Annotated in this window: 29 protein-coding genes; 18 read left to right on the top strand and 11 right to left on the bottom strand. The window is 62.0% G+C overall.

Going from position 1 to position 26,212, the window contains the following annotated elements:
• Positions 1-5: 5 nt before the first annotated feature.
• The 4 genes from KG698_RS02205 to mazG all read right to left on the bottom strand — a co-directional run bounded on the left by KG698_RS02205 (position 6) and on the right by mazG (position 3,590).
• Complete coding sequence (locus KG698_RS02205) at positions 6-368, bottom strand: SUF system Fe-S cluster assembly protein (RefSeq protein ID WP_213683913.1); 363 nt, start codon at positions 366-368, stop codon at positions 6-8.
• 130 nt (positions 369-498) lie between these two features.
• Positions 499-1,641 carry an OmpP1/FadL family transporter gene (locus KG698_RS02200; RefSeq protein WP_213683912.1) on the bottom strand — a complete coding sequence of 381 codons (1,143 nt, stop codon included), beginning with the start codon at positions 1,639-1,641 and terminating at the stop codon, positions 499-501.
• Positions 1,642-1,826: 185 nt separating this feature from the next.
• Positions 1,827-2,726: a DMT family transporter gene (locus tag KG698_RS02195; protein ID WP_213683911.1), complete on the bottom strand. Its 900-nt coding sequence runs from the start codon at positions 2,724-2,726 to the stop codon at positions 1,827-1,829.
• Between the two features lie 63 nt (positions 2,727-2,789).
• Entirely contained in the window at positions 2,790-3,590 is an 801-nt protein-coding gene (gene mazG, locus KG698_RS02190) for a nucleoside triphosphate pyrophosphohydrolase (RefSeq protein ID WP_213683910.1), read from the bottom strand.
• Positions 3,591-3,653: 63 nt separating this feature from the next.
• Here mazG and KG698_RS02185 point away from each other — a divergent pair, with 63 nt between their 5' ends.
• Positions 3,654-4,820, top strand: coding sequence for a M20 aminoacylase family protein (locus tag KG698_RS02185; protein WP_213683909.1), 1,167 nt, complete (start codon positions 3,654-3,656; stop codon positions 4,818-4,820).
• A 125-nt stretch (positions 4,821-4,945) separates the two neighbouring features.
• On the opposite strand, the gene KG698_RS02180 is transcribed toward KG698_RS02185, so the two are convergent.
• A complete protein-coding gene (locus KG698_RS02180) occupies positions 4,946-5,464 on the bottom strand; it encodes a flavin reductase family protein (RefSeq protein WP_213683908.1) in 519 nt (172 codons plus the stop codon).
• Between the two features lie 141 nt (positions 5,465-5,605).
• Here KG698_RS02180 and speB point away from each other — a divergent pair, with 141 nt between their 5' ends.
• The 7 genes from speB (at position 5,606) to KG698_RS02145 (ending at position 11,566) form a co-directional block, all read left to right on the top strand.
• Entirely contained in the window at positions 5,606-6,604 is a 999-nt protein-coding gene (gene speB, locus KG698_RS02175; protein ID WP_213683907.1) for an agmatinase, read from the top strand.
• A 35-nt stretch (positions 6,605-6,639) separates the two neighbouring features.
• Positions 6,640-7,584, top strand: coding sequence for a lysophospholipid acyltransferase family protein (locus KG698_RS02170; RefSeq protein WP_213683906.1), 945 nt, complete (start codon positions 6,640-6,642; stop codon positions 7,582-7,584).
• Positions 7,584-8,405, top strand: a complete 822-nt coding sequence (locus tag KG698_RS02165; protein ID WP_213683905.1) for a glutamate racemase — start codon at positions 7,584-7,586, stop codon at positions 8,403-8,405. The genes KG698_RS02170 and KG698_RS02165 overlap by 1 nt, the downstream gene beginning before the upstream one ends.
• A gap of 109 nt (positions 8,406-8,514) precedes the next feature.
• A complete protein-coding gene (gene ccmE, locus KG698_RS02160; protein ID WP_213683904.1) occupies positions 8,515-8,964 on the top strand; it encodes a cytochrome c maturation protein CcmE in 450 nt (149 codons plus the stop codon).
• A gap of 97 nt (positions 8,965-9,061) precedes the next feature.
• A complete protein-coding gene (locus KG698_RS02155; RefSeq protein ID WP_213683903.1) occupies positions 9,062-10,282 on the top strand; it encodes a mandelate racemase/muconate lactonizing enzyme family protein in 1,221 nt (406 codons plus the stop codon).
• A 188-nt stretch (positions 10,283-10,470) separates the two neighbouring features.
• Positions 10,471-11,049, top strand: a complete 579-nt coding sequence (locus KG698_RS02150) for a chromate transporter (RefSeq protein WP_213683902.1) — start codon at positions 10,471-10,473, stop codon at positions 11,047-11,049.
• The gene (locus tag KG698_RS02145; RefSeq protein WP_213683901.1) at positions 11,042-11,566 is read left to right on the top strand and encodes a chromate transporter; all 525 of its coding nucleotides are present in this window, start codon (positions 11,042-11,044) and stop codon (positions 11,564-11,566) included. Before KG698_RS02150 ends, KG698_RS02145 begins: the two co-directional genes overlap by 8 nt.
• Here KG698_RS02145 and KG698_RS02140 read toward each other — a convergent pair.
• Entirely contained in the window at positions 11,563-12,354 is a 792-nt protein-coding gene (locus KG698_RS02140; RefSeq protein WP_213683900.1) for an aldolase/citrate lyase family protein, read from the bottom strand. The genes KG698_RS02145 and KG698_RS02140 overlap by 4 nt on opposite strands.
• A 90-nt stretch (positions 12,355-12,444) precedes the next feature.
• On the opposite strand from KG698_RS02140, the gene KG698_RS02135 reads away from it, so the two are divergent.
• The gene (locus KG698_RS02135) at positions 12,445-13,506 is read left to right on the top strand and encodes an Ldh family oxidoreductase (protein WP_213683899.1); all 1,062 of its coding nucleotides are present in this window, start codon (positions 12,445-12,447) and stop codon (positions 13,504-13,506) included.
• A 4-nt stretch (positions 13,507-13,510) separates the two neighbouring features.
• On the opposite strand, the gene KG698_RS02130 is transcribed toward KG698_RS02135, so the two are convergent.
• Positions 13,511-14,140, bottom strand: coding sequence for a GntR family transcriptional regulator (locus tag KG698_RS02130; protein WP_213683898.1), 630 nt, complete (start codon positions 14,138-14,140; stop codon positions 13,511-13,513).
• Positions 14,141-14,470: 330 nt separating this feature from the next.
• On the opposite strand from KG698_RS02130, the gene pufB reads away from it, so the two are divergent.
• From pufB to KG698_RS02110, 4 genes are all read left to right on the top strand, one after another.
• Positions 14,471-14,626, top strand: a complete 156-nt coding sequence (gene pufB / locus KG698_RS02125) for a light-harvesting antenna LH1, beta subunit (protein ID WP_213683897.1) — start codon at positions 14,471-14,473, stop codon at positions 14,624-14,626.
• A gap of 12 nt (positions 14,627-14,638) precedes the next feature.
• Positions 14,639-14,974, top strand: a complete 336-nt coding sequence (locus KG698_RS02120; RefSeq protein WP_213683896.1) for a light-harvesting protein — start codon at positions 14,639-14,641, stop codon at positions 14,972-14,974.
• A gap of 114 nt (positions 14,975-15,088) precedes the next feature.
• On the top strand, positions 15,089-16,600 hold the full coding sequence (locus KG698_RS02115) for a PucC family protein (RefSeq protein WP_213683895.1): 1,512 nt from the start codon (positions 15,089-15,091) through the stop codon (positions 16,598-16,600).
• On the top strand, positions 16,572-17,243 hold the full coding sequence (locus tag KG698_RS02110) for a hypothetical protein (RefSeq protein WP_213683894.1): 672 nt from the start codon (positions 16,572-16,574) through the stop codon (positions 17,241-17,243). Before KG698_RS02115 ends, KG698_RS02110 begins: the two co-directional genes overlap by 29 nt.
• A 48-nt stretch (positions 17,244-17,291) precedes the next feature.
• Here the strand turns inward: KG698_RS02110 and msrA are convergent, their stop codons facing one another.
• The 3 genes from msrA to KG698_RS02095 form a co-directional block, all read right to left on the bottom strand.
• Positions 17,292-17,801: a peptide-methionine (S)-S-oxide reductase MsrA gene (gene msrA, locus KG698_RS02105; RefSeq protein ID WP_213683893.1), complete on the bottom strand. Its 510-nt coding sequence runs from the start codon at positions 17,799-17,801 to the stop codon at positions 17,292-17,294.
• A complete protein-coding gene (gene msrB / locus KG698_RS02100; RefSeq protein WP_213683892.1) occupies positions 17,798-18,247 on the bottom strand; it encodes a peptide-methionine (R)-S-oxide reductase MsrB in 450 nt (149 codons plus the stop codon). The genes msrA and msrB overlap by 4 nt, the downstream gene beginning before the upstream one ends.
• Positions 18,248-18,380: 133 nt before the next feature.
• Positions 18,381-18,941, bottom strand: a complete 561-nt coding sequence (locus KG698_RS02095; RefSeq protein ID WP_213683891.1) for a DUF882 domain-containing protein — start codon at positions 18,939-18,941, stop codon at positions 18,381-18,383.
• Between the two features lie 379 nt (positions 18,942-19,320).
• Between KG698_RS02095 and KG698_RS02090 the strand changes: the two genes are divergently transcribed.
• Genes KG698_RS02090 through KG698_RS02075 form a run of 4 tightly spaced genes read left to right on the top strand, consistent with a single transcriptional unit; the run spans position 19,321 to position 23,579 of the window.
• On the top strand, positions 19,321-20,922 hold the full coding sequence (locus tag KG698_RS02090) for a murein L,D-transpeptidase (RefSeq protein ID WP_367114018.1): 1,602 nt from the start codon (positions 19,321-19,323) through the stop codon (positions 20,920-20,922).
• A 41-nt stretch (positions 20,923-20,963) separates the two neighbouring features.
• Positions 20,964-22,061, top strand: coding sequence for a UDP-3-O-(3-hydroxymyristoyl)glucosamine N-acyltransferase (gene lpxD / locus KG698_RS02085; protein ID WP_213684282.1), 1,098 nt, complete (start codon positions 20,964-20,966; stop codon positions 22,059-22,061).
• Between the two features lie 30 nt (positions 22,062-22,091).
• Complete coding sequence (locus tag KG698_RS02080) at positions 22,092-22,361, top strand: acyl carrier protein (RefSeq protein ID WP_213683890.1); 270 nt, start codon at positions 22,092-22,094, stop codon at positions 22,359-22,361.
• A gap of 6 nt (positions 22,362-22,367) precedes the next feature.
• The gene (locus KG698_RS02075; protein WP_213683889.1) at positions 22,368-23,579 is read left to right on the top strand and encodes a beta-ketoacyl synthase; all 1,212 of its coding nucleotides are present in this window, start codon (positions 22,368-22,370) and stop codon (positions 23,577-23,579) included.
• Positions 23,580-23,599: 20 nt separating this feature from the next.
• Here KG698_RS02075 and KG698_RS02070 read toward each other — a convergent pair whose 3' ends face one another.
• Positions 23,600-24,232, bottom strand: a complete 633-nt coding sequence (locus KG698_RS02070; protein WP_213683888.1) for an invasion associated locus B family protein — start codon at positions 24,230-24,232, stop codon at positions 23,600-23,602.
• A 408-nt stretch (positions 24,233-24,640) separates the two neighbouring features.
• On the opposite strand from KG698_RS02070, the gene KG698_RS02065 reads away from it, so the two are divergent.
• Entirely contained in the window at positions 24,641-26,185 is a 1,545-nt protein-coding gene (locus tag KG698_RS02065; RefSeq protein ID WP_213683887.1) for a helicase HerA-like domain-containing protein, read from the top strand.
• The last annotated feature ends 27 nt before the right edge of the window (positions 26,186-26,212 follow it).

The following is a 26,212-nucleotide window of genomic DNA, read 5'->3' as shown; positions in this document are numbered from 1 at the left end:
GGCCATCACATAAAGCCCAGTTCCAGCCGCGCCTCGTCCGACATCATATCCATGCCCCAAGGCGGATCCCATGTCAGTTCCACATCGACATGCTTGACCCCTTCGAGCGGTTCGACCGCATCGGCGACCCAACCGGGCATCTCGCCCGCCACGGGGCAACCCGGTGCGGTCAAGGTCATGGTCACGCGCACTTCGTTTTCGGGGTTGATATCGATGGTATAGACCAGCCCAAGATCGAAGATATTCACCGGGATTTCAGGGTCATAGACACTGCGGCACGCCTCGACCACGCGGTCGTAGAGCGGGTGCTCGGTGCTGGATGGCTTGATAAGCGGTGTGCCCTCAAGCAGCGGGTCATGCTCTGACATGGGATCGTGCCTTCCGCGGAATTCCTGAGTGAAGATATAAGGAAAGGGACGCGGGGCGTAAAGGGTGCCATTTCCCAAAAGAAAACCCCCGCGCGGGTCGGCGCGGGGGTGGTTCGTGCTTTCAAGCCGATTAGAAACGGAAACCGATCCGCAGGCCAAGACCGACGACGCTGTTGTCGTCAAAGCTGACTTGGCCACCCGGTGCGCGGGGGTTCAACACGTTCTGATCGCCCGGAATGCCATAGGTCAGACCGCCCGAAATGGTCATCGCGTCTTTTGTGTACTGACCGCCAAGTGCCAAGCTATCGAGGCCGGTGGTCGGCGCAAGCGAGGTGTCGCTGGGCTTGGTGCCAGCGGTACGATGCGTATACGACACTGACGCCGACCAGTTTTCATTGATGCGGCGGCCAACCCCGATGTTGTAGGTTGTGGAGTCAGAGGTGAAGTTCACATAGCGCGCGTTGGTCTGACCCGGCACGACAGAATTTGGAACGGTCAGGTTGAAACCCTTCCACATCTGGTAACGCACCGAACCAAAGACCAGCGTATCTGCTGCAACGCCCGACTGAAATTCCAGATTGACCGCCTCGGGGAACTCAAGCTCGAAGGGGCGGCTGGCCGGCGCGGCAAAGGCTGCCGCGGTCGCCTCTGTCGCGGCGAAGGACAGCGAGATCGGGCTGTGATATGTCAAGGCCATGCGCAACGCGATCTCGGGGATCTCATAGGCCGCCCCGATCAGGTAACCATAGCCCGTATCACTGCTTCCGGTCAGGTTACCTGGCAAGGCTGGTGCCATGTTCAACGGGATATTCGTCACATTCGGGTCATTTGCGAAGAAGGTGTTGATCACGCCTTCGCTGCGCAAGGCGCGAATACCGACATGTGCGCTTACATTTGCATTGAAATTGTAGCGACCGATCAAGGTCAGCGCATCGGTTTCGACTGTCGCACCACCGCCGTTGAAGATGCCGGGTGCAGGCGCGTAGCGGACAGCCGCGCCATAGGGCGTGTCATAGATCAAACCGATGGCAAGTGTCTCGTCAAAGCGGTGCAGGAAGCCAAAGCCGGGCAACTGGTAATCCCGCAGGGGGTTCTCGATCCCCGTGGCACCTGCTTCGGGCCGCACGTTTCCGAAGGAAAGCTCGACGTAATTGCCGCTCGGTCCAACATTCTCGAACATCAGGCGCATGGATTGATCTGTGCGGCTAATGTCAGCCTGTGCGACAGCGGTCGATGCCAAGAATGCCGCCGAGGCGACTGCGATGCGGTTCATGTCTCTCTCCCCAAAAACACAACAAAAGATGATAAAAACGAACTAAAGATTAAAAAGGGGCGAAAGGTAAATTCTGCCGCTACGTCAAGGCGCCGTGTTATTCAGTGCAGGAAAGGGAATGTGACGGTTTTGCTACACAGGCCAAACAGGGCCCGATACGCCCAAGCATGCCAAGTCAGGCCAAGTCAGGCCGTTTTGCGCTGGCTGGTCAGGATATTGATGTAGTTTGCCGCGAAAATCATCGCTGCCCCAAACAAGACACCCCATTCTAACGGCTCGGCGTAAAGCACGATGCCCACCACCGCGATCACCGGCAGGCGGGCAAAATCCATCGGCATGACAACCGAGGCAGGCGCGATGGACAGCGCGGTGGTCAGGCAAAAATGCGCGGTCAGCCCGCCAAGCCCGATCACCACGATCCAAGGCAGCATTGCCGCCGAGGGGATGGCCATGTCCCCGTCCCATAGGCAGGCGATCAGGCCAATGACCAGCTGCATCGTGGTCAGCCAAAACAAGATGCAGGTGATCGTCTCGGTCCGCGTCAGCCGCTTGGTCAGGATTGCGGTGCCTGCGAAGAACACCGCGCCGATGGCTGCCGTGATCATGCCCGCCGAGATGGGTTGCACGCCGGGTTGCACCACGGCCAGCACGCCCAAAAACCCCACAAGCCCTGCGATCACCTTCCACAGGGTCAGCCGCTCGCCCAGAAACAGCGCGGCAAAGGCCATGGTCCAAAGCGGCGAGGTGAATTCCAGCGCAAAGACCAAGGCCAAGGGGGCCACGGTGATGGCGTAAAACCACAGGTTTTGGCCGGTAAAATGAAACAGGTTGCGCGCCAGATGCAGGCCCATATTTCGGCGTGTCACTTGGCCCAAAGTGCCCGCAACGCGCGCCACCACGAGCACGATCACGACCCCGATCATCGAGCGGTAGGTCATCATCTCGAATGTATCAAGCTCGAGCGAGGCCGCACGCCCGGCCACCGCCATCGCCGAAAACGCCACGATGGCCCCAATCATCCACAAGGCCGCGCGCAGCGGTTGGTTGGTTGGTTCCGGGGGGCTGGCCGTGGCGGTCTGTGTCATCTTGCCTGTGTGTCCTTGGGCATACTCACGCGATGCCCGGTTTCACGGGCAAGGGCAAGTGCGCTAAAGCCCTTCGCGCTTGGCGCTGTCCCACAGCGCGTCCATTTCGGCCAGATCGCTGTCATCGGGTCGCTTGCCCCGCTTGGTGAGTTCGGCCTCGATAAAGGCGAAACGGCGGGTGAATTTCGCATTGGCGCGGCGCAGCGCATCTTCGGGATCGACCTTGAGATGGCGGGCGAGATTGGCCATGACGAACAACAGATCGCCCATCTCCTCGGCGATCTTGTCTTGCGGCAGGGTTGCGCGCGCCTCGGCCAATTCGCGCGCCTCTTCGGCGATCTTGTCGATGACCATGGCGATATCGGGCCAGTCAAAGCCCACGCGCGCGGCGCGCTTTTGCAGTTTTTCAGCGCGCATGAGGGCAGGCAGGCCCAAAGCAACATCATCCAGCACACCGCCCTTGGCCTTGGCCGCGCGCTCGGCTGCCTTGAGCTTTTCCCAATCAGCAACCTGTTGATCGGCGGATTTGGCGTTGCTTTCATCGCCGAAGACATGGGGGTGGCGCGCGATCATCTTGTCGGCGATGGCGGTTGCGACATCGTCGAGGTCGAACAGCCCCGCCTCTTCGGCCATACGGGCGTGAAAGACGGATTGAAACAACAGATCGCCCAATTCGCCCTTCAACTCATCCCAAGCTTGGCGCTCGATCGCATCGGCGACCTCATAGGCCTCTTCGATGGTGTAGGGGGCGATGGTGGCGAAATCCTGTGCGACATCCCAAGGGCAGCCCGTCACAGGGTCGCGCAGCCGCGCCATGATGGCGCGCAGTCGGTCGATGGGTGGAAGGCGGGAAAGAGCGTCCATTGCGAAACCATGGCGATTGGGTCAGCTCTGCGTTAGACCTAAAGCGTTCCAAGGAGTCCAGCCATGCCCATTATCAATCGTATCGCAGGGCTTGCGCCCGAGATGACCGCATGGCGCAGGCATCTGCACGCCCATCCCGAACTGGCCTTTGAGTGCTTTGAGACGGCGGCTTTCGTGGCCGCGCGGCTGGCGGAGATTGGGGTGGATGAGATCCACACGGGCATCGCGCAAAGCGGGATTGTGGCGATCATCAATGGCCAAGGCGCGGGGCCGGTCGTGGGATTGCGCGCCGATATGGACGCGCTGCCGATCCTTGAGGAAACGGGGGCTGACTATGCCTCGAAAACGCCGGGCAAGATGCATGCTTGTGGTCATGACGGGCATACGGCGATGCTTTTGGGGGCGGCGAAGTACTTGGCCGAGACGCGCAGTTTTCGCGGCCGTGTCGCGCTGATCTTTCAGCCCGCAGAGGAGGATGGCGGCGGCGCGCGCGTGATGGTCGCGGAAGGGATCATGGACCGTTTCGACATCGCCGAGGTCTATGCGCTGCATAATGCGCCGGGCCAAGAGGCGGGGCGCATTTTCACCACGCCCGGCCCGATCATGGCGGCGGTCGATGAGTTTACCATCCAGATCGAAGGGCGCGGCGGCCATGGCGCGATGCCGCATGAGACCATTGATCCGATCCCCGCGGCCGTCAGCATGGTGCAAGCGATCCAGACCATCGTGTCGCGCAATCATCACGCGCTGCAAGATCTGGTCGTCTCGGTCACGCAAATCCATGCGGGCACGACCGACAACGTGATCCCCGGAAGCGCCATGATCAACGGCACGGTGCGCAGCTTTGCGCCCGAGGTGCAGGCCATGGTGATGGCGCGGATGCGCGATATCGTAACAGGCCAAGCGGCCAGTTTCGGGGTGGAAGCCCGCTTGGACTATGCCATCGGCTATCCGGCCACGATCAACGACCCCGCGCGCACCGCATTCGCAGCCGAGGTCGCAGCCGAGCTTGTCGGTGCCGACCGCGTTGATGCAGCGGCAGGCCGCGAGATGGGGGCGGAGGATTTTTCTTATATGCTGCAAGCCCGTCCTGGCGCCTATCTGTTCTTGGGCGCAGGCGCGGGGCCGGGGCTGCATCATGCGGGGTATGATTTCAACGACGAGATTTTGCCGATCGGTGCGAGCCTTTTGGCGCGGCTGGCCGAGCGCGCCTTGCCTGTCGCGGGGTAGGGCGCGAATTTTCGTACGAAAATTCGCATCAAGGCCGCGCGCCATGCGCGCGACGCTGTTTGTTTGGGGGGCGCTGCCCCCGCCCGTTCCGGGCCCCCCGGAGTATTTATGAAGCAAAGATGGCCTTAATGTGCCACGGCGCGCAGGTAGCGGCGCATGCCATAAAGGAGTGGCGCACCTTCGGCTGCGACATGGACCGCTTTGACAGCGCCGATGCAGATATGATGTGTGCCGATCCGTTCGGCCGACAGCAGCGTGCAGTCAAAGCTGACAAGCGCTTGCGCCAAGCATGGCGCGCCGGTGGCGGCGGTAAAAATCTCGACGGCGGCGAATTTGTCGCCACCCGGCGCGGGGCTGCGCGAGGAGAAGATATCAGAGATCGCGGTTTGCTCGCTTTGCAGCAGGTTGATGCAAAAACAGCCATTCTCGAGCACCAAGGGCAGCACCGAGGAGGTTGCGTTGAGGCAGGTCAGCATGGTCGGCGCTTCGCCATCGGCCGAGACTGAGGTCATCGCCGAAACGGTCACGCCGGCGCGACCTGCGGGGCCATCGGTGGTGACCACGCTGACAGCGCTTGCCGCCCGGCTCATGCCTTCAAGAAAGGCTGCGCGCAGGGCGTCACGCGGCCCGGTCGTGTTGCTCATGGCCAGTCTCCTTGGGGTGATCGCACAAAGGGCTAACTGCCTTATGGTGCAGCGAGGGGCAAGGGTGCAAAAATCACGTCGGCGCTTGCGTTTTCTTGCAACTTTGGGCAGGCGAAGCAGCGTCGAGATGGAGGGTGAGCCATGAGCTTGGAAGATGCAAAGCGTGATGTGGATGGCGCATTCACGCGCCCGGGTTTCAAGGGTTTGGCCTTTGAGAACGCCTTTGGCGGGGCGCCGAGTTTCTTGCGCCGCCGCTATAGCAAGGATCTGCGCGGCGTCGATCTGGCGGTCACGGGCATTGGCTTTGATCAAGCGGTCACCAACCGGCCCGGCGCGCGTTTGGGGCCACGCGCGATCCGGGCGGCGTCGAGCTTGCAGCCATATGACCCGCCTTATGGTTGGGACGGGTTCTCGCCCTTGGAGGCATTCGCCATCGCCGATTATGGCGATATGGCCTTTGATTATGCCAAAAGCGCCGATGTGCCGGGGCTGATTACCGCCCATGTGACAGAGATCTTGGACGCAGGCGCCGCGTGTATCACGCTGGGGGGCGATCACGCGATCACCTTGCCCATTTTGCGCGCGCATGCTGCCAAATACGGGCCTGTGGCCTTGATCCAGTGCGATGCGCATACCGATACCTGGCCCGATGATGATGCAACCCGGTTCGATCACGGCACATTTTGCTACAAGGCGGTGCAAGAGGGGCTGATCGATGTCGCGGCTTCGGCGCATGTCGGCATCCGCACTGTTGTGGCCGATAATCTGGGCATCAAGATCCATGATGTGCGCGAGCTGCATCTGCGCGGGGCCGATGCGGTTGCGGCCGATCTGCGCGCGCGTGTGGGGGGGCGACCCGTCTACTTAAGTTTTGATATCGATGCGCTTGATCCGGCCTTTGCGCCGGGAACCGGCACGCCCGTTTGGGGTGGCTTGTCGAGCGCGCAAGCGGCAGGGCTTTTGCGTGGCTTGGCGGGGATCAACCTTGTGGGCGGCGATGTGGTCGAGGTCTGCCCGCCTTATGATCACGCCGATATCACCGCAGTGGCCGCAGCCCATGTTGCGATGGAGTTGATCTGTCTTTGGGGTTGGACGCGGCGCGACGCTCAGCGCTGGACCGACTCATCGGTAACAGGTTAGATCGTAACAGGATAATGAAAAGGGCTTAAGCCACCATGCCGCGTCTTTCCAAAAACGATCCGCGCCGTGCCATTGCGCGCGAGATTTCTTATGCCTCATCCGCCGCGTCACGCGGGGGGCGGGCGATGATCCGGGTGATGGAGAATGCCACGGGGCGGCTCGAGCTGATCAAGCGGGCCAGTGGTTATGATGACGAGGTGCGGCTGGGGCGCGATTTCTGGCAGGTGATTGTTGAACGCTACGGCCTTAACTTGCGGGTGGTGGGTGGTTCGCTCGATTTGATCCCGCGCGAGGGGCCGCTGATCTTGATCGCCAATCACCCCTACGGTATTCTCGACGGGCTGATGATGGGCCATATTCTCAGCCTTGTACGCGGTGATTTTCGGATCATGGCGCACCGGGTCTTTCGTAAGGCCGAAGATCTTGAGCGGGTGATTTTGCCCATCTCCTTTGACGAGACGAAAGAGGCGCTGGCGCTGAATATCGAGACGCGCAAGACCGCGCTGGCCTATCTGGCCCAAGGCGGCGCGATTGGGATTTTCCCCGGCGGCACCGTCTCGACCGCGGCAAAGCCCTTTGGGCGGCCGATGGATCCGGGCTGGCGCAGTTTCACCGCGCGGATGATCGCGAAATCCGAGGCGACCGTGGTGCCGGTGTTTTTCGATGGCCATAATTCACGGCTGTTCCAATTGATGAGCCATTTGCACACCACGTTGCGCATGGGGCTATTGATCAAGGAGTTTCGCGCCCGTTTGAATAGCCCGGTCGATGTGGTGGTTGGCCAGCCGATCCCGCGCGCGGCGCTTGATGACTATGCCGGTGACGCGCGCGCGATGATGGAATTTTTGCGTGAAACCACCTATGGTCTTAGCCCGCGCCCCTTGGACGCATCGGCGCGCGGTTTCGAGTTTGAGCAGCGTCACCGCTCGCCTGAAGAGAATGAGGGGCGCAAGCGCAAGATCTTGGGGGATCGCTACTGATGGCGGTTGGCATTTTCGATAGTGGCTTGGGCGGGTTGACCGTGCTTGATGCGGTGGTCGCGCGCCTGCCTGATGTGCCGCTGGTCTATTTCGGCGATAATGCCCATGCGCCTTACGGGGTGCGCGATGCCGATGATATTTACGACCTGACAACGCGCGGGGTGCAGGCGCTTTTTGATGCGGGATGCGATCTGGTGATCTTGGCCTGCAACACTGCCTCGGCGGCGGCGCTGCGCCGGATGCAAGAGGGCTGGGTGCCCAAGGACAAGCGGGTCTTGGGCGTTTTCGTGCCGCTGATCGAGGCGCTGACCGAACGGAAATGGGGGGACAATTCCCCGCCGCGGCCCGTGGCGGTGCAGACTGTCGCGCTGTTTGCCACCCCTGCCACCGTGTCAAGCCGCGCCTTTCAGCGCGAGTTGGCATTTCGCGCCATCGGTGTCGATGTCGAGGCACAGCCTTGCGCCGGTGTCGTCGATGCCATCGAGATGGGCGATATGATCTTGGCCGATGCGCTGGTGCGCAGCCATGTGGAATCGCTGATGCGCCGGATGCCGCGCCCACAGGCCGCGATCCTTGGATGCACCCATTACCCGCTGGTCGAAGAGGTGTTTCGCGACGCGCTTGGGGCTGATGTGGCCGTGTATTCCCAGCCCAAGCTGGTGGCCGAGGCCTTGGCCGATTACCTGACGCGTCATCCGGGCAAGGTTGGGCCGGGGCAGGGGGCGACATTCCTGACCACGGGCGATCCGAAATCGGTGTCGAACAAGGCCACGCAATTCCTACGCCGCCGGATCGAGTTTCAAAGCGCGCCTGCGACCTGATGGGTCAGTTGTGGCCCAAATTGCCGCGCCCCCTTCACAAACGAACCATTCGCGCACAGATTGTGCGCCAGTGCGCGTTTGCGTGAACCGATATTGAGGGGGGCCACCCATGCGGGGGTTAAAGAAACAGCGTCGTATCCAGATCGTCATGCTGGCGACCTTGGCCCTTGTGCTTTCCGCCTCGCTTATTGGTTACGCGATGCGCGACGGGATCAATTTCTTTCGCCCCCCCTCCGAGGTGGCTGAAAACCCGCCGCCGCCTGATGAGGTTTTCCGCATTGGTGGCTTGGTCGCCGAAGGCAGCCTTGTGCGCGATGCGGGTGAGACGATCCATTTCTTGGTCACAGATGGCGGCGCAGAAGTTCCCGTGACCTATACCGGCATCTTGCCTGATCTGTTCGGCGAGGGGCAGGGGATGGTCGGCACCGGGCGGCTGGTCAATGGTGTGTTCGAGGCGACCGAGATCTTGGCCCGCCATGATGAGGAATACATGCCCGCCGAGGTGATCGACGCGCTTGAGGCCCAAGGCGTCTATCGCGAAAGCGCGCCGGGAACCTGACATCACGGCGCAATGATGCTTTGGCGTGTCGCCTTCGCGCTGGTGGCCTGCGCTTTGCCGCGATAGCCTTACCCTTGTTGGCGCAAGGGAGGATGCGATGCGGCTTAGCGATCTCGAGATTTTCACCGTGGCACCGCCACCGCCCGGCTGGGGTGGGCGCTATTGGCTGATCGTTCGCGTCACCACCGCTTGTGGCATCACGGGCTTGGGTGAGGTCTATGCCGCCGCTGTTGGCCCCAAGGCGATGCATGCGGTGATCGAAGATGTCTTTGCCCGCCATATGCAGGGTGAGACCCCCGAGAATATCGAGTTGATGTCGCGCCGCGTTTGGTCGTCGGGCTTTACCCAGCGGCCCGATCCGACCGCTTTTGGTGCCTTTGCCGGGCTTGAGATGGCCTGTTGGGATATCTTGGGCAAAGCCCGTGAGCGGCCTGTTTGGGCGCTTTTGGGGGGGCAGATGAACGCGCGGGTGCGGGCCTATACCTATCTTTATCCCGAACCTGGCCGCGAAAGCCCCAGCTTTTGGGTCGATGGCCCGGCACAGGCCGAGGCTGCCGCAAAATGCGTGGCCGAAGGCTGGACGGCGGTCAAATTCGACCCTGCAGGCCCCTATACGATCCGGGGCGGTCATGCGCCCGCCATGTCCGATATCACGCGCTCGGCCGAGTTTTGCGGCTTGATCCGGCAAGCGGTGGGGGATCGGGCCGATCTGCTCTTTGGAACCCATGGGCAGTTCACGCCGGGCCATGCGATCCGGCTTGCCCGCGCGCTCGAGGTGCATGACCCGCTGTGGTATGAAGAACCCATCCCCCCCGATGATATCGCAGGGCTGGCCGAGGTGGCGCGCGCAACATCTATCCCCGTCGCGGTGGGTGAGCGTTTGTGCGGCAAGATGGAATTCATGGCCGCGCTGCGCGCTGGCGTGCGTATCGTGCAGCCCGCCTTGGGCCGCGCAGGCGGCATTTGGGAGGGGCGCAAGATCGCCCTTCTGGCCGAGGCGCATGGCGCGCAGATTGCGCCGCATCTTTATGCTGGACCCGTCGAATGGGCGGCCAATGTGCATCTGGGCGTGGCTTGTCCGAACCTGTTGATGGTCGAGGCAATCGAGACACCGTTTCACGAGGCGCTGGTCACGGGCAGGCCCAAGGTCGAGGGTGGCTTTGTCGATGCGCCGACTGCGCCGGGCTTGGGGATCGAGCTCAATGATGCGGTGGCCCTTGCCAATCCTTACACCGGCAACGGCCTGCATCTTCAGATGCAGGAGGCACCGTGCGATTGGAGGAATGGCAATGCCTTTGCAGGTGGTGCAGCCGATTGATCAAAGAGCGGGGCGCGCGCGCGCCCTGCTGCTTGACGCGGTAGAATGGATACGACAGAATTCAGGTGTATCCGCAAGGATTTGCGCCTGCCCGGCGGTCGGCTGGCGCCATGCTGACTGGCCGTCTTGCTGTTGCCTTTGCGGGCAATCTTGATGGATGACTGATCTTGCCCCCTGACATATCTGCGGTGCCACGCACCGATGCGCCGCCGCGTGACCTGACGCAGCGCGGCATCACGCGGCAGGGGTTGTTTCGCTGTTTTCTGATCGTCGGCGTCACCGGCTTTGGCGGTGTCTTGCCGGTGTTCGTGCATGAGGTGGTGCGCAAGCGCGCATGGCTTGATCAAGAGGAATTCACCGAACTTCTGGCCGTGTGCCAAGTGCTGCCCGGCCCCAATATCGTGAATATGTCGATGGTCATGGGCATGCGCACATGTGGGCTATCGGGGGCGTTCGTCTCGGTTCTGGGGCTTTTGTTGTTGCCGGTGATCTTGGTGCTGGCTTTAGGCGCGCTTTATACGAGTTTCGTGCATCTTCCCGCCGTCGAAGGGGCGGTGCGGTCTATCGCGGCGGCGGCGGCGGGGCTTTTGATCGCGATCACCGCGCGGCTTTTCTGGCCGCAGCGCGCCAATCCGGTGGCCATCGGGATCGGGCTTTTGGTTTTGATCGCGATTGCGTGGTTCCGCATGCCACTGCTTTGGGTTTTGGCTATGCTTGGGCCGGTTTCTATCGCGCTGACATGGTGGCGGAGGCGCGCGCATGGATGACGCGATCCTCAGCCTGTTTGGGCATTTGTTGGCGCAATCGCTGATGGCAATCGGCGGCATCTATGTCGTGGTGGCCGAGTTGCAGCGAGTGGTCGTGGTCGAGAATGGCTGGATCGAGGCCGAGGATTTCGCGGCGCTTTTCGCGCTTGCACAGGCCGCGCCGGGGCCGAATACGATCTTTGTGGCGCTGGTGGGCTGGCGCATGGCGGGATTATGGGCTGGCGCCTTGGCGATCTGCGTCTTTGTTCTGCCCTCGTTCATCTTGTCGGTGCTTTTGGCGCGCGGCTGGTCACGCTGGGCCGATGAGCGGTGGTTTGATCTGCTGCGCAAGGGCTTGGTGCCGGTGACGGTGGGGTTACTTGCCTCAAGCGCGGCCTTGTTGACGCAAACCTCGGCGGTGAGCCCGATGGCGCTTGGCGTCACGGGGGGTGCAGCGGCACTGTCGCTGCGCACGCGATTGCCGCCGCTTGCGATCTTGTCCTTGGCCGCGGTCTTGGGGGCGCTGGGGTTGGTTTAGCTGCTTGCCGCGCGCAGGCCTTGGGTCCAAGCCTTGGCCGCGCCTGACAGAAACGCCACATCGGTCTGTGTCGTCAAGAACCGCGCCCCGCCCTTGATCGCGGCGGCTTGGCGGTCAACCGAGCGATTGCCGCCACATCCCGCGATAATGCCATTGGCCGCGCAGGCGCGATTGACGCGCGCTTGGGCGGCCAAGATCTCGGGCGTATCGAACTGACCAGGAAGGCCCATATTCACCAGTAGATCATTGGTGCCGACATGGATCACATCAATACCCGGCACGGCGGCGATTTTCTCGACATTCTCAAGACCTTCGGGTGTTTCGATCATCACCCCCACCAGCGTCGCGGCCTCAAGCGCGGGGATGGTCTGCGACAGGGGCAGGCCTTCGAAATCGAACATCATGTAGCCACCAGACACGGCGCGCTTGCCCAAGGGCGGAAAGCGGCAGATGGCGACCGCGCGCGCGGCCTGTTCTGGGGTGTCGATGTCGGGATAGATGATCCCCTGCACCCCGTTGTCGAGCATGAGCGACACATCGGGGTCGTCCAAGCCGCGCACGCGGACCAAGGGGGCAACACCCACCTCGATCGCGGTCTGGGCGATGGCGTGGATCGATTCCAGCCCGAAAATCGCGTGCTGCGTGTCGATGAACAAGAAATCATGGTTTGAGGCGCGCGCGATCCGCGCGATTTCGCCCGTGCGCACCATCCGCACGCTCATGCCCAAGACGGCGGCCCCTGATGCCAGCTTGGCCTTGAGCGGGTTGTGATAGCTTGCGGCTGACATGATGGCCCTTTCGGTGCGGCGGTGGCTCGACAATCCTGCATGCAGGTGTATTCATCCGTGTCCAGCAGGGCAAGACGCGCAGGGGCAGCGATGACCGAGACATTGATACTGACCCGCGCCGCGGCCGAGGGTTTCGCCATCCCCTTTCTCCTTGATGCGGGCGTGCCCGAGGCCGACGCCGCCATCGCCGCGCGCTGCTTGGTGCGTGCCGATCTGCGCGGTGTCGATACTCACGGCATGGTGCGGCTTCCCGGATATCTGGACCGCATCGCCAAGGGGCTGGTCGATCCCGCGCCAAAGTTGGATTTTGAGGCTGTGGCCCCCAATGCGGCAAGGCTCGACGGCAAGAATGGTCTGGGTTTCGTCGTGGCGACCCGCGCGGTGGATCACGGCATCGCAATGGCGCGCGAGATGGGTCTGGGCCTGATCGGGGTGCGCAACTCCACCCATTATGGCATGGCCGCCACCTATCTGTTGCAGGCGATCGAGGCGGGCTTTGCCGCGATGGTCTATACCAATGCCTCGCCTGCGCTGCCGCCTTGGGGTGGGCGGGGCGAGATGTTTGGCACCTCGCCCTTTGCGGTGGGGGTGCCAGCGCCCGGATCGGTGCCTTTCGTGCTGGATATGGCCCCCACGGTCGTGGCACGCGGCAAGATCCGCAAGGCCGCGCGCGACGGAAAGCCCATCCCCCAAGGCTGGGCGCTTGATGCCGAGGGGCGGGATACGACCGATGCAAGCGCTGCGATGGCGGGGGGCGTGCTGCTGCCCATCGGCGGGCCCAAGGGGGCGGGTCTGTCGATGATGCTTGATATCCTCTGCGGCGTGCTGACCGGCGCGCGCTATGGCGGCGAGGTGGGCGATCAATACAAGCGCTTTGACCGGCCGCAAGGCGTGGGCCATTTCATCTTGGTGATGCGCCCCGATCTATTCCTCTCCGCCGAGGAGGTGGCCGCGCGCATGGGTGATCTGGTGGCGCGGGTCAAAGCCAACCCCAAGGCCGCCGGTGTCGATGAAATCTACATGCCCGGCGAGATCGAAGCCCGGCGTGAAGCCGCGCGGCTGATCGACGGCATCCCTTACGCCCGCGCTGATCTGGCCCCGTTGGTGGATTTGGCGCGCGCCAAGGGATTTGCCCTGCCACAAGGGCTTTGATGGCTCAATATTGAAACATCATCCCCAGCCGCGTGTCGCGGGCATGGCGGATATGGCTGCGCGCGTGATCTTCGGCCGCGTCCGGATCGCGGCGCTCGATGGCATCCAGAATGGCCAGATGCTCGCCCACCGCGTCGCCTTGCCGCCCGCCCACGGCAAAGGTGGTCGAGGGCAACAGCATCAGCGTGTCATGCATCCCATCAAGGATGGTGAGCAGGAATTTGTTATGCGCCGCCTCATAGAGCGCAGCATGAAAGGCGCGGTTGAGCTGCGCCACGCGGGCCGGATCATCGGCGGGGGTGGCGGCAAAGGCTTCGGCGATCTGGCGCATGGTGAACAGATCCGAGGGCGAGGCATGCTGGGCGGCAAAGCGCGCCGCTGACCCCTCCATCAATTCGCGCACGGCGTAAAGCTCGAGCACGGCGGTGCGGTCAAGCTGCGTCACCGCAAGGCCCGTGGCGGTCATCTGCAATAGCCCACGCTCTTGCAGCCGTGACAGCGCCTCGCGCACTGGGGTGCGCGAGACGTCGAAGGTTTTGGCCACATCTTCGGCGCGGATGCGATCACCGGGCAGGTAGGTGCCAATGCGCAAGCCATCGATGAATGCCGCATAGACGGTTTGCGCAATCGACATGGTGCAAGTCTTTCCATCTATTTCGTTTCGCCCGACCGCTATAGCGCCGCGCGGCATATCGGGTAAAGCGGCTTGGCGCTTGCGGGTGGAGAATCGGAAGATTTTCTTGGCTTTTGCGAAATCTCTTGCACGCTTTTTGGGTGCTGTTGCCATGTTATATAGACATATCGTGAGGTTAGGCGTCAGATATGTCACGTAAAAATTACAGTTGAAGTTGTAAACTTAGCATGACACTCTCTCTTTAGAGGACCGTGCACTCCTCAGGCGTGGCCTCATGAGCGGCGTGGCATCCCGCCCGCCTTTGACAAGAAGAGAAAGGAGGGGCGTAGGATGTCCAACGATCCCGATAAGGTATGGCCAACTGGCCTGACCCTGAAAGAAGCAGAAGAGGTGCATAGCTACCTCATCGACGGCACACGTGTCTTCGGCGCGATTGCGCTTTTGGCGCATGTGTTGGTGGCCGTCTCCACACCGTGGCTTGGCTGAGGGAGGCACATCATGAATAACGCAAAGATGTGGCTCGTGGTGAAGCCGACCGTGGGCGTGCCGCTGTTCCTTGGCGCTGTTGCCGTGGGCTCTTTCGCTGTCCATGTGGCGGTGTTGAGCAATACGACATGGGTTGCCGATTTCCTCTCTGGCGCATCCGCTGCAAGCGGCAGCGCGGCGTTGCAGACCGAGCAGGCGATTTTGCCCGCAACGGCACATGCGGCGACCTCGCTTCCCATGTATCTGGAAGCACAGGCCGATGGCACCCAATCCATGCGGGTGATTTTGCCCGATGGGCGCACGGCAACACTGGTAGTTGACGATCTGACCCAAGCCGCCTTGCGGTAAGGACCGATCTGATGCTGAACGACCGTAACATACGGGTCGGAGGCCGCGCCTAAGCGCACCCCCGACCCGATCCCGGCCTGCCCCCGGTCAATGGGCGGAAAGAAGGCGGATAAGATGGCCAGTTTACGCGATAGCGCGCTGCGCAAGATCCAGACCATCGGCCCGCGATTTCTGCCCTTTGCGGATGTCGCGACCGAGGCGGTGCCGCTGTCGCGGCTGTTGCGTTTGTCGCTGTTCCAAGTGACTGTCGGCATGGCGCTGGTGCTTTTGGTCGGCACGCTGAACCGCGTGATGATCGTAGAGCTGGGCGTGCCTGCCAGCTTGGTGGGGCTGATGATCGCGCTGCCGCTGGTCTTTGCACCGTTTCGCGCGCTGATTGGGTATAAATCCGATATTCATAAATCCGCGCTTGGCTGGCGGCGTGTTCCCTACATCTGGAAGGGGACGATGCTGCAATTTGGTGGCTTTGCCATCATGCCCTTCGCGCTCTTGGTGCTGTCGGGCTATGATCAGGCAGCCGATGCGCCGATCTGGATCGGCCATTCTGCGGCGGCCTTGGCGTTTTTGCTGGTGGGGGCGGGGATCCATACCGTTCAGACCGTGGGGCTGGCCTTGGCCACCGATCTCGTCAGCGTCGACGAGCAACCCAAGGTCGTGGGGCTGATGTATGTCATGCTTTTGTTGGGCATGATCGGATCGGCGCTGATCTTTGGCTGGCTGCTTGAACCCTATACGCCGGGCCGCTTGATCCAAGTGGTGCAAGGGGCCGCCGTGATCACCGTGGCGCTGAACCTGCTAGCACTTTGGAAGCAAGAGCCGCGCGACCGCGCGCGTGCTACCCGCGTCGAAACACAGCCCGAGTTTCGCGATGCATGGCGCCTGTTCGTGCAGGGCCGCGCGGCGGTGGGGCTTTTGGTCGTGATCGCGCTTGGCACCATGGGTTTCGGCATGGCCGATGTCGTGCTCGAGCCCTATGGCGGGCAAGTGCTGAATATGGCGGTCGGTGCGACCACGCGGTTGACCGCGGTGCTGGCGGCAGGCGGGCTATTGGGTTTTGCCATCGCCTCACGCGTGTTGCTGGACGGGGTAGCACCTGTGCAAGTCGCATGGTGGGGCACGCTGATCGGTTTGCCCGCTTTCGCGATGATCATCGCGGCGGGGCCTTTGGGGATGGTGTCGCTGTTTGTTATGGGCACCGGGCTTGCGGGCCTTGGGGCGGGGCTGTTCGGGCATGGCACGCTGACGGCCACGATGCGGGCTGCACCGCGCGCACAGGTGGGGCTTGCGCTCGGCGCTTGGGGCGCTGTGCAGGCAACGGCGGCGGGGATCGCGGTCGCACTTGGCGGCGTGATCCGTGACACGGTCGCGGCGTTGCCCGCGGCGCAATTCATGCGCCCAGAGGCACCCTATACCCCGGTTTTCGCCCTTGAGTTGGCATTTTTGTTGGCCACGGGTGCGGTTTTGATCGCTTTGCGCCGCCGCGAGGCGGGACTTTTCCAGACCAAGCACTATCATCGCGCGTTGGGACGACCGGAACGGCCCGCCGCCTTTACTGACCCCCAGCCGCGCGACAGGCGGCCAACAGGAGAAGAGCCCCATGACGACAGTCGTCTCACGGCTTTATGATCAGGTCGACACCGCCAACCGCGTGGCCGCGCAATTGCGCAGCGACGGTTTTCCGGAACAAACCATTGCGGTCGTGACAAGCGCCGATCTTGCCGCCATGACCGCCGCCGGCGTGCCAGCAGGCGTCGCAAGCAACTATGTGCGCCAAATACAGGCCGGCCAAGCGGTGCTGGTGTGCCGCGCGCCCTTTACGCCCTTTGGCGCGGCGCGCCGTGCGATGGAGGTTGCCGATAGCGCCACGGCGCTGGCCGCTGATAACAGCTATATCCGCCAAGAGCCAAAGCTTGAGCAGCATCTCAACAGTGTGCTGACCAGCCATCCGATGATGATGACACGCGAGGATTACGCGGGTTCCGGCTGGGCCGAGTGGCGCGCGACCCATACTTTGGGCTGGCCCACTGTTACCCGCCGCCGCGAGGCACCCGATAACCTGCTCAAGGGCAGGGGGCCGATGTCGCGGCTGTTTTGGCCCGGCAAGCTGCTGAGCGACAAGCCGCGCGCATCGCGCGTGATCTCGGGGCGGCGGCATTTCTTGACCTCGGCCCGCAGCGTGAGCGCGCATCGCAGCCGGAGCAAGATCTTGACCGGGCATCCGCGCATCAGCGAACTTTTCGGCTGGCCGACATTGTCCAAGCGCGCCTAACCGCGTGCCCTTGAAAACGAAAGGCCGGGCATCGCGCCCGGCCTTTTGTCATTCCGCCGCTTGGCGCTTGGGCAGAACCCAGCCGGGGCGAATGAAGTGGCAGGTATAGCCATGCGGCAAGCGCTGGAGGTAATCTTGATGCTCTGGCTCTGCCTCCCAAAACGGGCCTGCGGGGGCGAGTTCGGTCACCACAGGGCCGGGCCAAAGGCGGGATGCATTCACATCGGCGATGGTCTCTTCGGCGCAAAGGCGTTGCGCCTCATCGACGTAGTAAATCGCTGAGCGGTAACTTGGCCCGCGATCATTGCCTTGGCGGTTGGGCGTGGTCGGATCGTGGATCTGAAAGAAGAATTCGAGGATCTGACGGTAACTGATCACGCTTGGGTCAAAGATGATCTCGATCCCCTCGGCATGGGTGCCGTGATTGCGATAGGTGGCATTGGCCACATCGCCGCCCGTATAGCCCACCCGTGTATCGATCACGCCGGGCGTGTGCCGGATCAATTCCTGCATCCCCCAAAAACAACCACCTGCCAAAACGGCGCGCGCGGAACTCATGCGATATCCTCCAGCTGATCGAGATAATCCCCATACCCCTCTGCCATCATATCATCGCGATGCACAAAGCGCAGCGAGGCCGAGTTGATGCAATAGCGCAAGCCACCCCGGTCGCGCGGACCATCGGGAAAGACATGGCCCAAATGGCTATCGCCATGTTTCGAGCGCACCTCGGTGCGGATCATCCCGTGGCTGATATCGCGCAGCTCGATCACATGGGCGGGTTCTATGGGCTTCACGAAGCTGGGCCAGCCACAACCAGACTCGAATTTGTCGGATGAGGCAAAAAGCGGCTCACCCGAGACGACATCGACATAGATGCCCGGTTCCTTGTTATAGAGATAAGCGCCGGTTCCCGGACGCTCGGTCCCCGATTGCTGGGTCACATGGAATTGCGCGGCGCTCAAGGCGGCGATGATGTCGGGATTTTTGGTGTAGCGGGTCATGGGTATCCCTGATCTTGGCGTTCCCGTGACTATATGGGGCGCATGGCTTGCGCTGTCCAATCATCCCAATGTGAAAACGCCCAACCGATGAAGGTTGGGCGTTTTCGTTCAGCAATGGAATGTGCAGCAGCGATCAGCCGCCCCAAGCGCGGACATCGCCGCAGTCCATATGCACGAAATTCGAACGCGAATACCGCCCAACGCCACCGGCATTACAGGCGCGCGCGGCATTAAAGATCTGCGTCACGCTGCGCGAGGACAGGCGCAGATCGGCCGCTTCGCCGCGCACATGCAGCGAGTTGCGCGCAACGCCCGACGATTGGCGGCGCAGCATCGCGTTGGTCTCGGCGCTGCGATAACCCGAGAGGAGCGTGTAGGGCTCGGACGTATCGAGAAGGTTATGCGCGGCGGTCATGATATCGATGGTGCGCGGATCGATGCGATGCACACGCCCGTTGCGCCAATCGCGCATGAAATGAGCAATCTCATCCAATGCCGGTTGGATATATTCACCCTCAATCCAGTAGATCATGTCGAGGCTTTCGCCCGCGCGGCCATTGTGCATGCGCAGGCGGCGAATATCGCCCGCACCGCGCAACAAACCCGCTGCATTTGCCATCACAGGTGCCGCTGTCACAGCCGTAGCTGCAAAAGCGCGCAAAAGCGCACGGCGCGTTACCTTTGCTTCAATCATTGGTCAGAACGCCCCATGTCGTCTTTCCTTCGTCACCTGGCGACCCCCTTATTTCGAGGTCGTTTTTTGCATTCCCCCCACAGGCGCAACCAAGTGATGACATAGACGACACATTTGGAAAAGAGTCTGTGATCAACTTTGAGACGATTTTTCGATTTTCGGCAATTTTCCGCCACTTTCCATGGTTTTGGCACAGATCGACGATCAAAAATGGCAAGACTCGCTGCGCCCAAGCCATGCGGCCTTGGCGCAACAGCGCGAAAGAATACTGTTGCGCGCTCTGGATGTTGGGGCCAATGCCTTGTCACATTGTAAAAATCCCGTCGCAATCTGCGGAAAATTCTTGGGATCTGTACCTCGGTTTTTGAAGGATGATGCTGTGACGACCCTTCGCTTTGCCAAGATGTTCCTCTTCTCAGCGATTTTTGGCATAAGTGCCTTTGGTCTTGGGGCGCTGACAGTCCAGCCTGCCATGGCGCAGGCCTTCTCTGCCGAACGGCAATCGATTGCCGAGGCTGCCGCCGCGGATGAGGCGCTGGTGGCTTTTTACCGCGACCGCGATTTTGCCCCTGTCTGGACCGGTCCGGATGATGAGGCACGGCGCAGCGCACTTGTGCGTGCGCTTGAGAAAGCCGGGCATCACGGCCTGCCTGTCGCGCGGTATGATCTCGCGGGGCTGCGCGCGGCCTTTGCTGCGGCGACAAATCCTTGGATGCGCGGACAGGCCGATGTCATGGCAAGCCGCATCTTCTTGCGCTACGCGCGCGATGTGCATGGCGGCTTTCTCGACCCCGCGCGCCTGATCCCCGACATCTTCCAAGATCAGCCGCATCGTGACCCCTATGCCTTGATGGCGGGTCTTCTCGAAACTGAGCCGCATCGGTTCATGGCCACGCTGCCCCCGCAAAGCCCGGGCTATAACCGGTTGATGCGGATGAAGCTGTCGCTCGAGGCTTTGGCGCGCGATGGCGGCTACGGGCCTCAGGTGCAAGCCACGCGGCTTGGCCCCGGCGATAGCGGTGCTGCGGTGATCCAGCTACGCAACCGTTTGATCCGCATGGGGTATTTGGCGCGTGCGGCCACCGCCGAATATGATGCGCGGCTACAAGCGGCGGTGGTGGCGTTTCAGGTCAACAACGGCCTCGCGGCTGATGGGGTGGCGGGGGCCGACACGATTGCCGCGGTCAACACCTCGGTCGAGGATCACTGGAACGCAGTGGTGCTGGCGATGGAGCGGCATCGCTGGCTCAATGACGGAAAGGTGCATGATCGGCTGATTTTCGTCAATCTGACCGATTTCCACACCCGTGTCATCGACAATGGCGAGGTGAGTTTCATCACCCGCTCGGTGATCGGCGCGCCCGACCGCCAGACGCCCGAGTTCTCGGACGAGATGGAGCATATGGTCATCAACCCAAGCTGGTATGTGCCGCGTTCGATTGCGCAGCGCAGCTATATCGCGGGCATCTTGGAAGGTGGCAGCAACTATATGCAGCTGATGTCGAACGGGCGCGTCATCGACCGCTCGAGCGTTGATATGAGCCAATTCTCTGTCGCAAGCTTTCCCTTCGACCTGCGTCAGCCGCCGGGGCCGAACAATGCGCTTGGCACGGTAAAGTTTATGTTCCCCAATCGCCATGCCATCTATCTGCATGACACGCCCGAGCAGCATTTGATGCAGCGCCCGGTGCGGGCCTATTCCTCGGGCTGCATCCGTTTGGCTGATCCGCATGACTTCGCCTATCATTTGCTCGCGCGTCAAAGCGATGATCCGGTGGGGCTGTTCCAAGGGATACTTGCCTCTGGCCAAGAGACCTATCTGCATCTCGATCAGCATATCCCGGTGCATCTGACCTATTGGACGGCTTGGGTGGAAAGCGATGGTCATTTGCAGACAAGGCCCGATATCTATGGGCGCAACGCGATCTTGAGCCGCGCGATCATGTCGCTTGGGGTGGTCATGCCCGAGGCTTCCAGCTAATCGTGACCCTGCAAAGCATGGCTGCGGGGCGCAAGGGCAAGATGGCAGGGCATAGCATCACGGCAATCGCAGCAGCATTGGGCGCGCAGGCATTTGGCGCGGGCGATATCGTGGTGACGGGCTTGGCCGAGCCTGCGGCGGCGGGGCCAGATGATTTGGCCATGGCGATGCGCGCGTCTTACGCGGCGGATCTGGCCAAGGGGCGCGCGCGCGCCGCCTTGATCGGGGCGGATATGGATTGGCGCGCCTTGGGGCTGGAGGCGGCCATTGTCGTGCCGCGCCCAAGGCTCGCCATGGCGGGTGTGACGCAGATCATGGATCGCGGCCCCGACATCGCGCTAGGCGTTCATCCAACCGCCGTGATCGATGCCAGCGCCCAGATCGGGGCGGGGGCGGCTATCGGTCCCTTTGTCGTGATCGGCGCGGATGTGGTGATCGGCGCGCATGCGCGGATCGCCAGCCATGTCTCGATCGCTGAGGGGGCGCGGATCGGCGATGATGCGCTGATCTTGCAAGGGGCGCGGATAGGGGCGCGGGTGCGCATTGGGCAGCGCGCCATTTTGCAGCCCAACTGCGTGATCGGTGCCGATGGCTTTAGCTTTGTCACCCCCGAGACCAGCCAGGTTGAGCGCATCCGTCACAGCCTTGGGCAAGAGGATGGAGCGGTGCCGCCACAAAGCTGGCGACGCATCCATTCGCTGGGTGCGGTCATAATTGGCGATGATGTGGAGATCGGGGCCAATGCCACCATCGACCGGGGCACAATTGCCGACACCGTGATCGGTGATGGCACCAAGCTCGATAACATGGTTCATGTGGGCCATAATGTGCGCATCGGGCGCGATTGCCTGCTCTGCGGTCAGGTGGGGATCGCGGGATCGGTCAAGATCGGGGATCGGGTAGTTTTGGGCGGCCAAACAGGTGTCGCCGATAACCTCGAGATCGGATCAGATGTGGTTACTGGTGCCTCGACCATCATCTTGTCCACCGTGCCACCGGGGCGCGCGATGTTGGGCTATCCGGCGGTGCGGATGGAAACGCAGGTTGCGATGTACAAAAACCTGCGCCGCTTGCCCCGGCTCGCGCAAGCGGTTGCCGAGGTGAAGAAAGCCGTTTTCAAGGGCGACAAGACGCCGTAATTGACCCGCGTAGCATAACGGAGTGATGCCATGACCGACAGTGTCAGGGAAAAGGTGATCGCGATCATCGCCGAGCAGGCGGTACTAGAGCCCGGTGACATCACGCCCACGGCGACGCTGCCCGATTTGGGGATCGATAGCCTTGGGTTGGTCGAGTCGATCTTTGCCATCGAAGAGGCCTTTGATATCCAGATCCCTTTCAACGCGAATGAACCCGATCAAAGCGATTTCGACATCTCCTCGGTCGATGCCATCATCGCGGCGGTCGAGGGTTTGGTTGCCGCCCAAAAAGGCGTCTGAGCCGCGATGCGCCGCGTCGTCATCACCGGCCAAGGCACGATCAACGCGCTTGGCCAAGATGTGCCACAGACCTTGGCCGCGATGCGCGAGGGGCGTTGCGGGATTGCTGAATTGGAACTGCGCGATGTTGAGCGGCTTTCGGTGCGGATCGGCGCACAGGTCAAGGGCTATGATCCCGAGGCGCTGTTTAACCGCCAACAGATCGCGCTTTACGACCGTTTCACCCAATTCACCTTGATCGCCGCGCGCCAAGCGATGGATGGCTGCGGCCTGTCTTTTGCGGGTGAATTGGCCGTCCGCTCGGGCGTGGTGCTAGGCACGGCCGGTGGCGGCGTGAACACTTGGGATGAGAATTACCGCACCGTCTATGAAGAGGGGAAGAACCGCGTTCACCCCTTTGTCGTGCCGAAACTGATGAACAATGCCGCCGCCTCGCATGTGTCGATGGAATGGAACCTCAAGGGGCCGAGCTTTTCGGTCGCCACGGCCTGTGCCTCTTCGAACCACGCGATGGGGCTGGCCTTTCAGCTGATCCGGGGCGGTGCTGTCGATGTGATGGTCACGGGCGGGTCCGAGGCGATGCTGTCGTTTGGCGGCATCAAGGCATGGGAGGGGTTGCGCGTCATGTCCAAGGACGCCTGCCGCCCCTTTAGCGCCAATCGCAACGGCATGGTGCAGGGCGAGGGGGCGGCGGTTTTCGTCTTTGAAGAATATGAGCATGCCAAAAAGCGCGGTGCCGATATTTTGGCCGAGGTGGTGGGGTTTGCCATGACCTCGGATGCGGCCGATATCGTCATGCCCTCGAAACAGGGGGCCGCGCGCACCATTGCGGGCGCATTGAAAGATGCGCGGCTCAACCCTTCGGATGTGGCCTATATCAATGCCCATGGCACGGGGACGGCGGCCAATGACAAGGTCGAATGTGCGGCCGTTGCCGATGCTTTTGGCCATCACGCTGATGAGTTGATGATCTCTTCGACGAAATCCATGCATGGGCATTTGATCGGCGGCACCGGCGCGGTTGAGCTGTTGGCCTGTATCATGGCGCTGAAGGATGGGGTGATCGCGCCGACCATCGGCTATGAGGAACATGATCCTGAATGCGCGCTTGATGTCGTGCCGAATGAGGCGCGCGAGGTGCGCGTCGAGGCGTGCTTGTCCAACGCTTTTGCTTTTGGCGGGTTCAACGCGGTGCTGGCGCTGCGCCGCGCACCTTAGGGTTGGCGCGCCGCCAAGGCTTACTGCGCGGGCGGGCTGCCTGTTTCTTGGCGCAGTTGTTCAAGCAAGCTCAGCGCGGCGTCATTGCGCGCCTCAAGCGCTGCGAAGCCTGCGGTAAAGCCGCTGAGCGAGGCCGAGATCTGTACCAGCTGGTCAGGTGCGGGTAGCGGCACCAAGGCAACCGTCGCGCGCGATCCACGGCGCAGGGCGGTCAGGTCTTCTTCGGTCAGCCCAAGACGCGCGAAACAGCCAATCGGCTGACAAAAGGCAAACGGGTATTCCGACCAATTCCCCTCATCCACGCGCAAGCGGATACCGGGCGTCAGCAATGTCTCAAGCGGGGTGACAATCGTGGCACCGGCGACAAGCTGGCCCTCATCGGGAATGTCGAAAACGTTGAACTCGGCCACGGCCCCGCCTTGGCTGTCGCGCATCAGCTGGTAAAGCTGGCAGGGTTCAGGTTGCCCTTCCTCGGCGCGGATGCAGCGGATTTCCCAATCGCCATGCGTTTCCGCGACATAGGTTGCCCCGACGGGCGTTTGGCCTGTGGGCAAGGCATCAGCCGCCCCCGTGGTTTGGGCCACCGCAAGGGTTGGTGCGCATGCAATCGCGACAATTGCCAATCCGGCGCGCAGGGCGGGGTGATAGGGCATCAAGCAAACTCCTTTATCGGCGCGGCGGCCGGTTGGGCCTTGGCTAGCATGTGCCATGCGCCCTGTCAGGGGCAAAATCCAGCGAACCGCCCCTTGCGGCGGGCTTTTGCGCGGCCCGCCCCAAAAGGCGAAAGGGCCCGAAGATCGGACCCTTTCTGGAATTTTTTTCTCTCCCTGTCGGACTGGCCGACTTCGTAGCTGGGACGCTATGTCAGAGATTTAAATTCGTCAACACTGCAATGAATGTCTTTGCAAAGCGCGGGCGACCAAGAAAAAACCGCGCCCTTTCAGGCGCGGCCAGTCAACAGGGAGGAAGACAGCCGCGCGCATTGCATCGGCTGTTCGCAGAGACTGGCGCAAAAAGGTTAAGAATGTATTGTCGCCCCATGTAACGAGTGAGGAGCGCGCATGGATCACGGGATTTTCATCGGCGGTGGTGGGGCGGATTATACCCAGCCGCAGCAGCTTTTGCTGAAATACGCCAATCGCCATGGCTTGATCGCGGGGGCGACAGGCACTGGCAAGACCGTGACCTTGCAGATCTTGGCCGAAAGCTTCTCGGCCGCGGGCGTGCCGGTGTTTCTGTCAGATGTGAAGGGCGATCTGGCCGGGCTCTCGCAAGCGGGCAGCGACAGCGCCAAGCTGCATCTCCCCTTTACCGAACGTGCCGCGCGCATCGGCTTTACGGATTACGCCTATCGGGCGTTTCCGGTCACTTTCTGGGATCTTTACGGTCAAAAGGGCCATCCGATCCGCACCACCGTCTCTGAAATGGGGCCCTTGATGCTGGCCCGCCTGCTGGAGCTGACCGAGGCGCAGGAGGGGGTGCTGAACATCGCCTTCCGCGTTGCCGATGAAGAGGGGATGGCGCTTCTTGATCTCAAGGATCTGCAAGCGATGCTGACCTCGCTGGGCGATGCGCGCGCGGCGCTGTCCTTGCGCTATGGCAATGTCGCGCCCGCCTCGATCGGGGCGATCCAGCGCCGCCTTTTGGTGCTTGAGGGGCAGGGGGGTGATCGGCTTTTCGGGGAACCGGCGCTGGAATTAGGTGATCTATTCCTGACCGATCCAAGCGGGGCGGGGCGGATCAATATTCTGGCCGCCGACAAGCTGATGCAAAGCCCGCGCCTTTATGCGACCTTCCTTTTGTGGCTCTTGTCCGAGCTGTTCGAGACCCTTCCCGAGGTGGGCGATCCCGACAAGCCCAAGCTCGTCTTCTTCTTCGACGAGGCGCATCTGTTGTTCGACGATGCGCCCAAGGCCTTGGTCGATAAGGTCGAACAGGTGGCGCGCCTGATCCGGTCCAAAGGTGTGGGCGTCTATTTCGTGACGCAAAATCCCGCGGATGTGCCCGAGGATATCTTGGGTCAGCTTGGCAATCGTGTGCAGCATGCGCTGCGCGCTTTCACCGGCAAGGACCGGCAGGATTTGCGCCAAGCGGCACAGAACTACCGCGACAACCCCCGCTTCGATATCGAGGATGCAATCCGCGAGGTCGGCACGGGCGAGGCGGTGACATCGCTGCTGGAGCGCAAGGGCGCGCCGGGCATCGCGGAGCGCACGCTGATCCGGCCCCCATCCTCGCATCTGGGTGCGATTGATGACGCTGCGCGCGCGGCGGTGATCGCGGCCTCGCCCTTGGCGGGGAAATATGACCAGCTGATCGACCGCGAAAGCGCCTTTGAAATCCTACAGGCCCGCGCGAAGGCGGCGGCGCATGACGCCGAACAGGCCGAAAAGGCCGCGACCCGCGCGGCCGATGAGGCGCGCGAATTCACAGCGGCGCGCCGCTTTTCCGCCGGTGATGCGCCGGCCAAAACACGCCGCACAAGCAGCGCGCGCTCCGACAGTGTCGGCGCGGCTTTCGCCAAAAGCTTTGCGCGCCAATTGGGCACGAAATCGGGCCAAGCCGTGGTCAGGGGGATCTTGGGGGGGCTGTTTCGCGGGCGCTAAAGCCTGTTGCCGTGAACGCGACACACT

The organism is Roseicyclus sp., from assembly GCF_018402035.1.
GTDB lineage: Bacteria > Pseudomonadota > Alphaproteobacteria > Rhodobacterales > Rhodobacteraceae > Roseicyclus.
The sequence above is the reverse complement of the archived record's forward strand: the minus strand, read 5'-3'. Positions and strand labels throughout refer to the sequence as shown.

What these genes read in the sequence shown, in the direction of transcription:
- KG698_RS02205 (WP_213683913.1), bottom strand. Translation starts at nt 368, where the DNA reads ATGTCAGAGCATGACCCGCTGCTTGAGGGCACACCGCTTATCAAGCCA.
- KG698_RS02200 (WP_213683912.1), bottom strand. Translation starts at nt 1,641, where the DNA reads ATGAACCGCATCGCAGTCGCCTCGGCGGCATTCTTGGCATCGACCGCT.
- KG698_RS02195 (WP_213683911.1), bottom strand. Translation starts at nt 2,726, where the DNA reads ATGACACAGACCGCCACGGCCAGCCCCCCGGAACCAACCAACCAACCG.
- mazG (WP_213683910.1), bottom strand. Translation starts at nt 3,590, where the DNA reads ATGGACGCTCTTTCCCGCCTTCCACCCATCGACCGACTGCGCGCCATC.
- KG698_RS02185 (WP_213683909.1), top strand. Translation starts at nt 3,654, where the DNA reads ATGCCCATTATCAATCGTATCGCAGGGCTTGCGCCCGAGATGACCGCA.
- KG698_RS02180 (WP_213683908.1), bottom strand. Translation starts at nt 5,464, where the DNA reads ATGAGCAACACGACCGGGCCGCGTGACGCCCTGCGCGCAGCCTTTCTT.
- speB (WP_213683907.1), top strand. Translation starts at nt 5,606, where the DNA reads ATGAGCTTGGAAGATGCAAAGCGTGATGTGGATGGCGCATTCACGCGC.
- KG698_RS02170 (WP_213683906.1), top strand. Translation starts at nt 6,640, where the DNA reads ATGCCGCGTCTTTCCAAAAACGATCCGCGCCGTGCCATTGCGCGCGAG.
- KG698_RS02165 (WP_213683905.1), top strand. Translation starts at nt 7,584, where the DNA reads ATGGCGGTTGGCATTTTCGATAGTGGCTTGGGCGGGTTGACCGTGCTT.
- ccmE (WP_213683904.1), top strand. Translation starts at nt 8,515, where the DNA reads ATGCGGGGGTTAAAGAAACAGCGTCGTATCCAGATCGTCATGCTGGCG.
- KG698_RS02155 (WP_213683903.1), top strand. Translation starts at nt 9,062, where the DNA reads ATGCGGCTTAGCGATCTCGAGATTTTCACCGTGGCACCGCCACCGCCC.
- KG698_RS02145 (WP_213683901.1), top strand. Translation starts at nt 11,042, where the DNA reads ATGGATGACGCGATCCTCAGCCTGTTTGGGCATTTGTTGGCGCAATCG.
- KG698_RS02140 (WP_213683900.1), bottom strand. Translation starts at nt 12,354, where the DNA reads ATGTCAGCCGCAAGCTATCACAACCCGCTCAAGGCCAAGCTGGCATCA.
- KG698_RS02135 (WP_213683899.1), top strand. Translation starts at nt 12,445, where the DNA reads ATGACCGAGACATTGATACTGACCCGCGCCGCGGCCGAGGGTTTCGCC.
- KG698_RS02130 (WP_213683898.1), bottom strand. Translation starts at nt 14,140, where the DNA reads ATGTCGATTGCGCAAACCGTCTATGCGGCATTCATCGATGGCTTGCGC.
- pufB (WP_213683897.1), top strand. Translation starts at nt 14,471, where the DNA reads ATGTCCAACGATCCCGATAAGGTATGGCCAACTGGCCTGACCCTGAAA.
- KG698_RS02120 (WP_213683896.1), top strand. Translation starts at nt 14,639, where the DNA reads ATGAATAACGCAAAGATGTGGCTCGTGGTGAAGCCGACCGTGGGCGTG.
- KG698_RS02115 (WP_213683895.1), top strand. Translation starts at nt 15,089, where the DNA reads ATGGCCAGTTTACGCGATAGCGCGCTGCGCAAGATCCAGACCATCGGC.
- KG698_RS02110 (WP_213683894.1), top strand. Translation starts at nt 16,572, where the DNA reads ATGACGACAGTCGTCTCACGGCTTTATGATCAGGTCGACACCGCCAAC.
- msrA (WP_213683893.1), bottom strand. Translation starts at nt 17,801, where the DNA reads ATGAGTTCCGCGCGCGCCGTTTTGGCAGGTGGTTGTTTTTGGGGGATG.
- msrB (WP_213683892.1), bottom strand. Translation starts at nt 18,247, where the DNA reads ATGACCCGCTACACCAAAAATCCCGACATCATCGCCGCCTTGAGCGCC.
- KG698_RS02095 (WP_213683891.1), bottom strand. Translation starts at nt 18,941, where the DNA reads ATGATTGAAGCAAAGGTAACGCGCCGTGCGCTTTTGCGCGCTTTTGCA.
- lpxD (WP_213684282.1), top strand. Translation starts at nt 20,964, where the DNA reads ATGGCAGGGCATAGCATCACGGCAATCGCAGCAGCATTGGGCGCGCAG.
- KG698_RS02080 (WP_213683890.1), top strand. Translation starts at nt 22,092, where the DNA reads ATGACCGACAGTGTCAGGGAAAAGGTGATCGCGATCATCGCCGAGCAG.
- KG698_RS02075 (WP_213683889.1), top strand. Translation starts at nt 22,368, where the DNA reads ATGCGCCGCGTCGTCATCACCGGCCAAGGCACGATCAACGCGCTTGGC.
- KG698_RS02070 (WP_213683888.1), bottom strand. Translation starts at nt 24,232, where the DNA reads ATGCCCTATCACCCCGCCCTGCGCGCCGGATTGGCAATTGTCGCGATT.
- KG698_RS02065 (WP_213683887.1), top strand. Translation starts at nt 24,641, where the DNA reads ATGGATCACGGGATTTTCATCGGCGGTGGTGGGGCGGATTATACCCAG.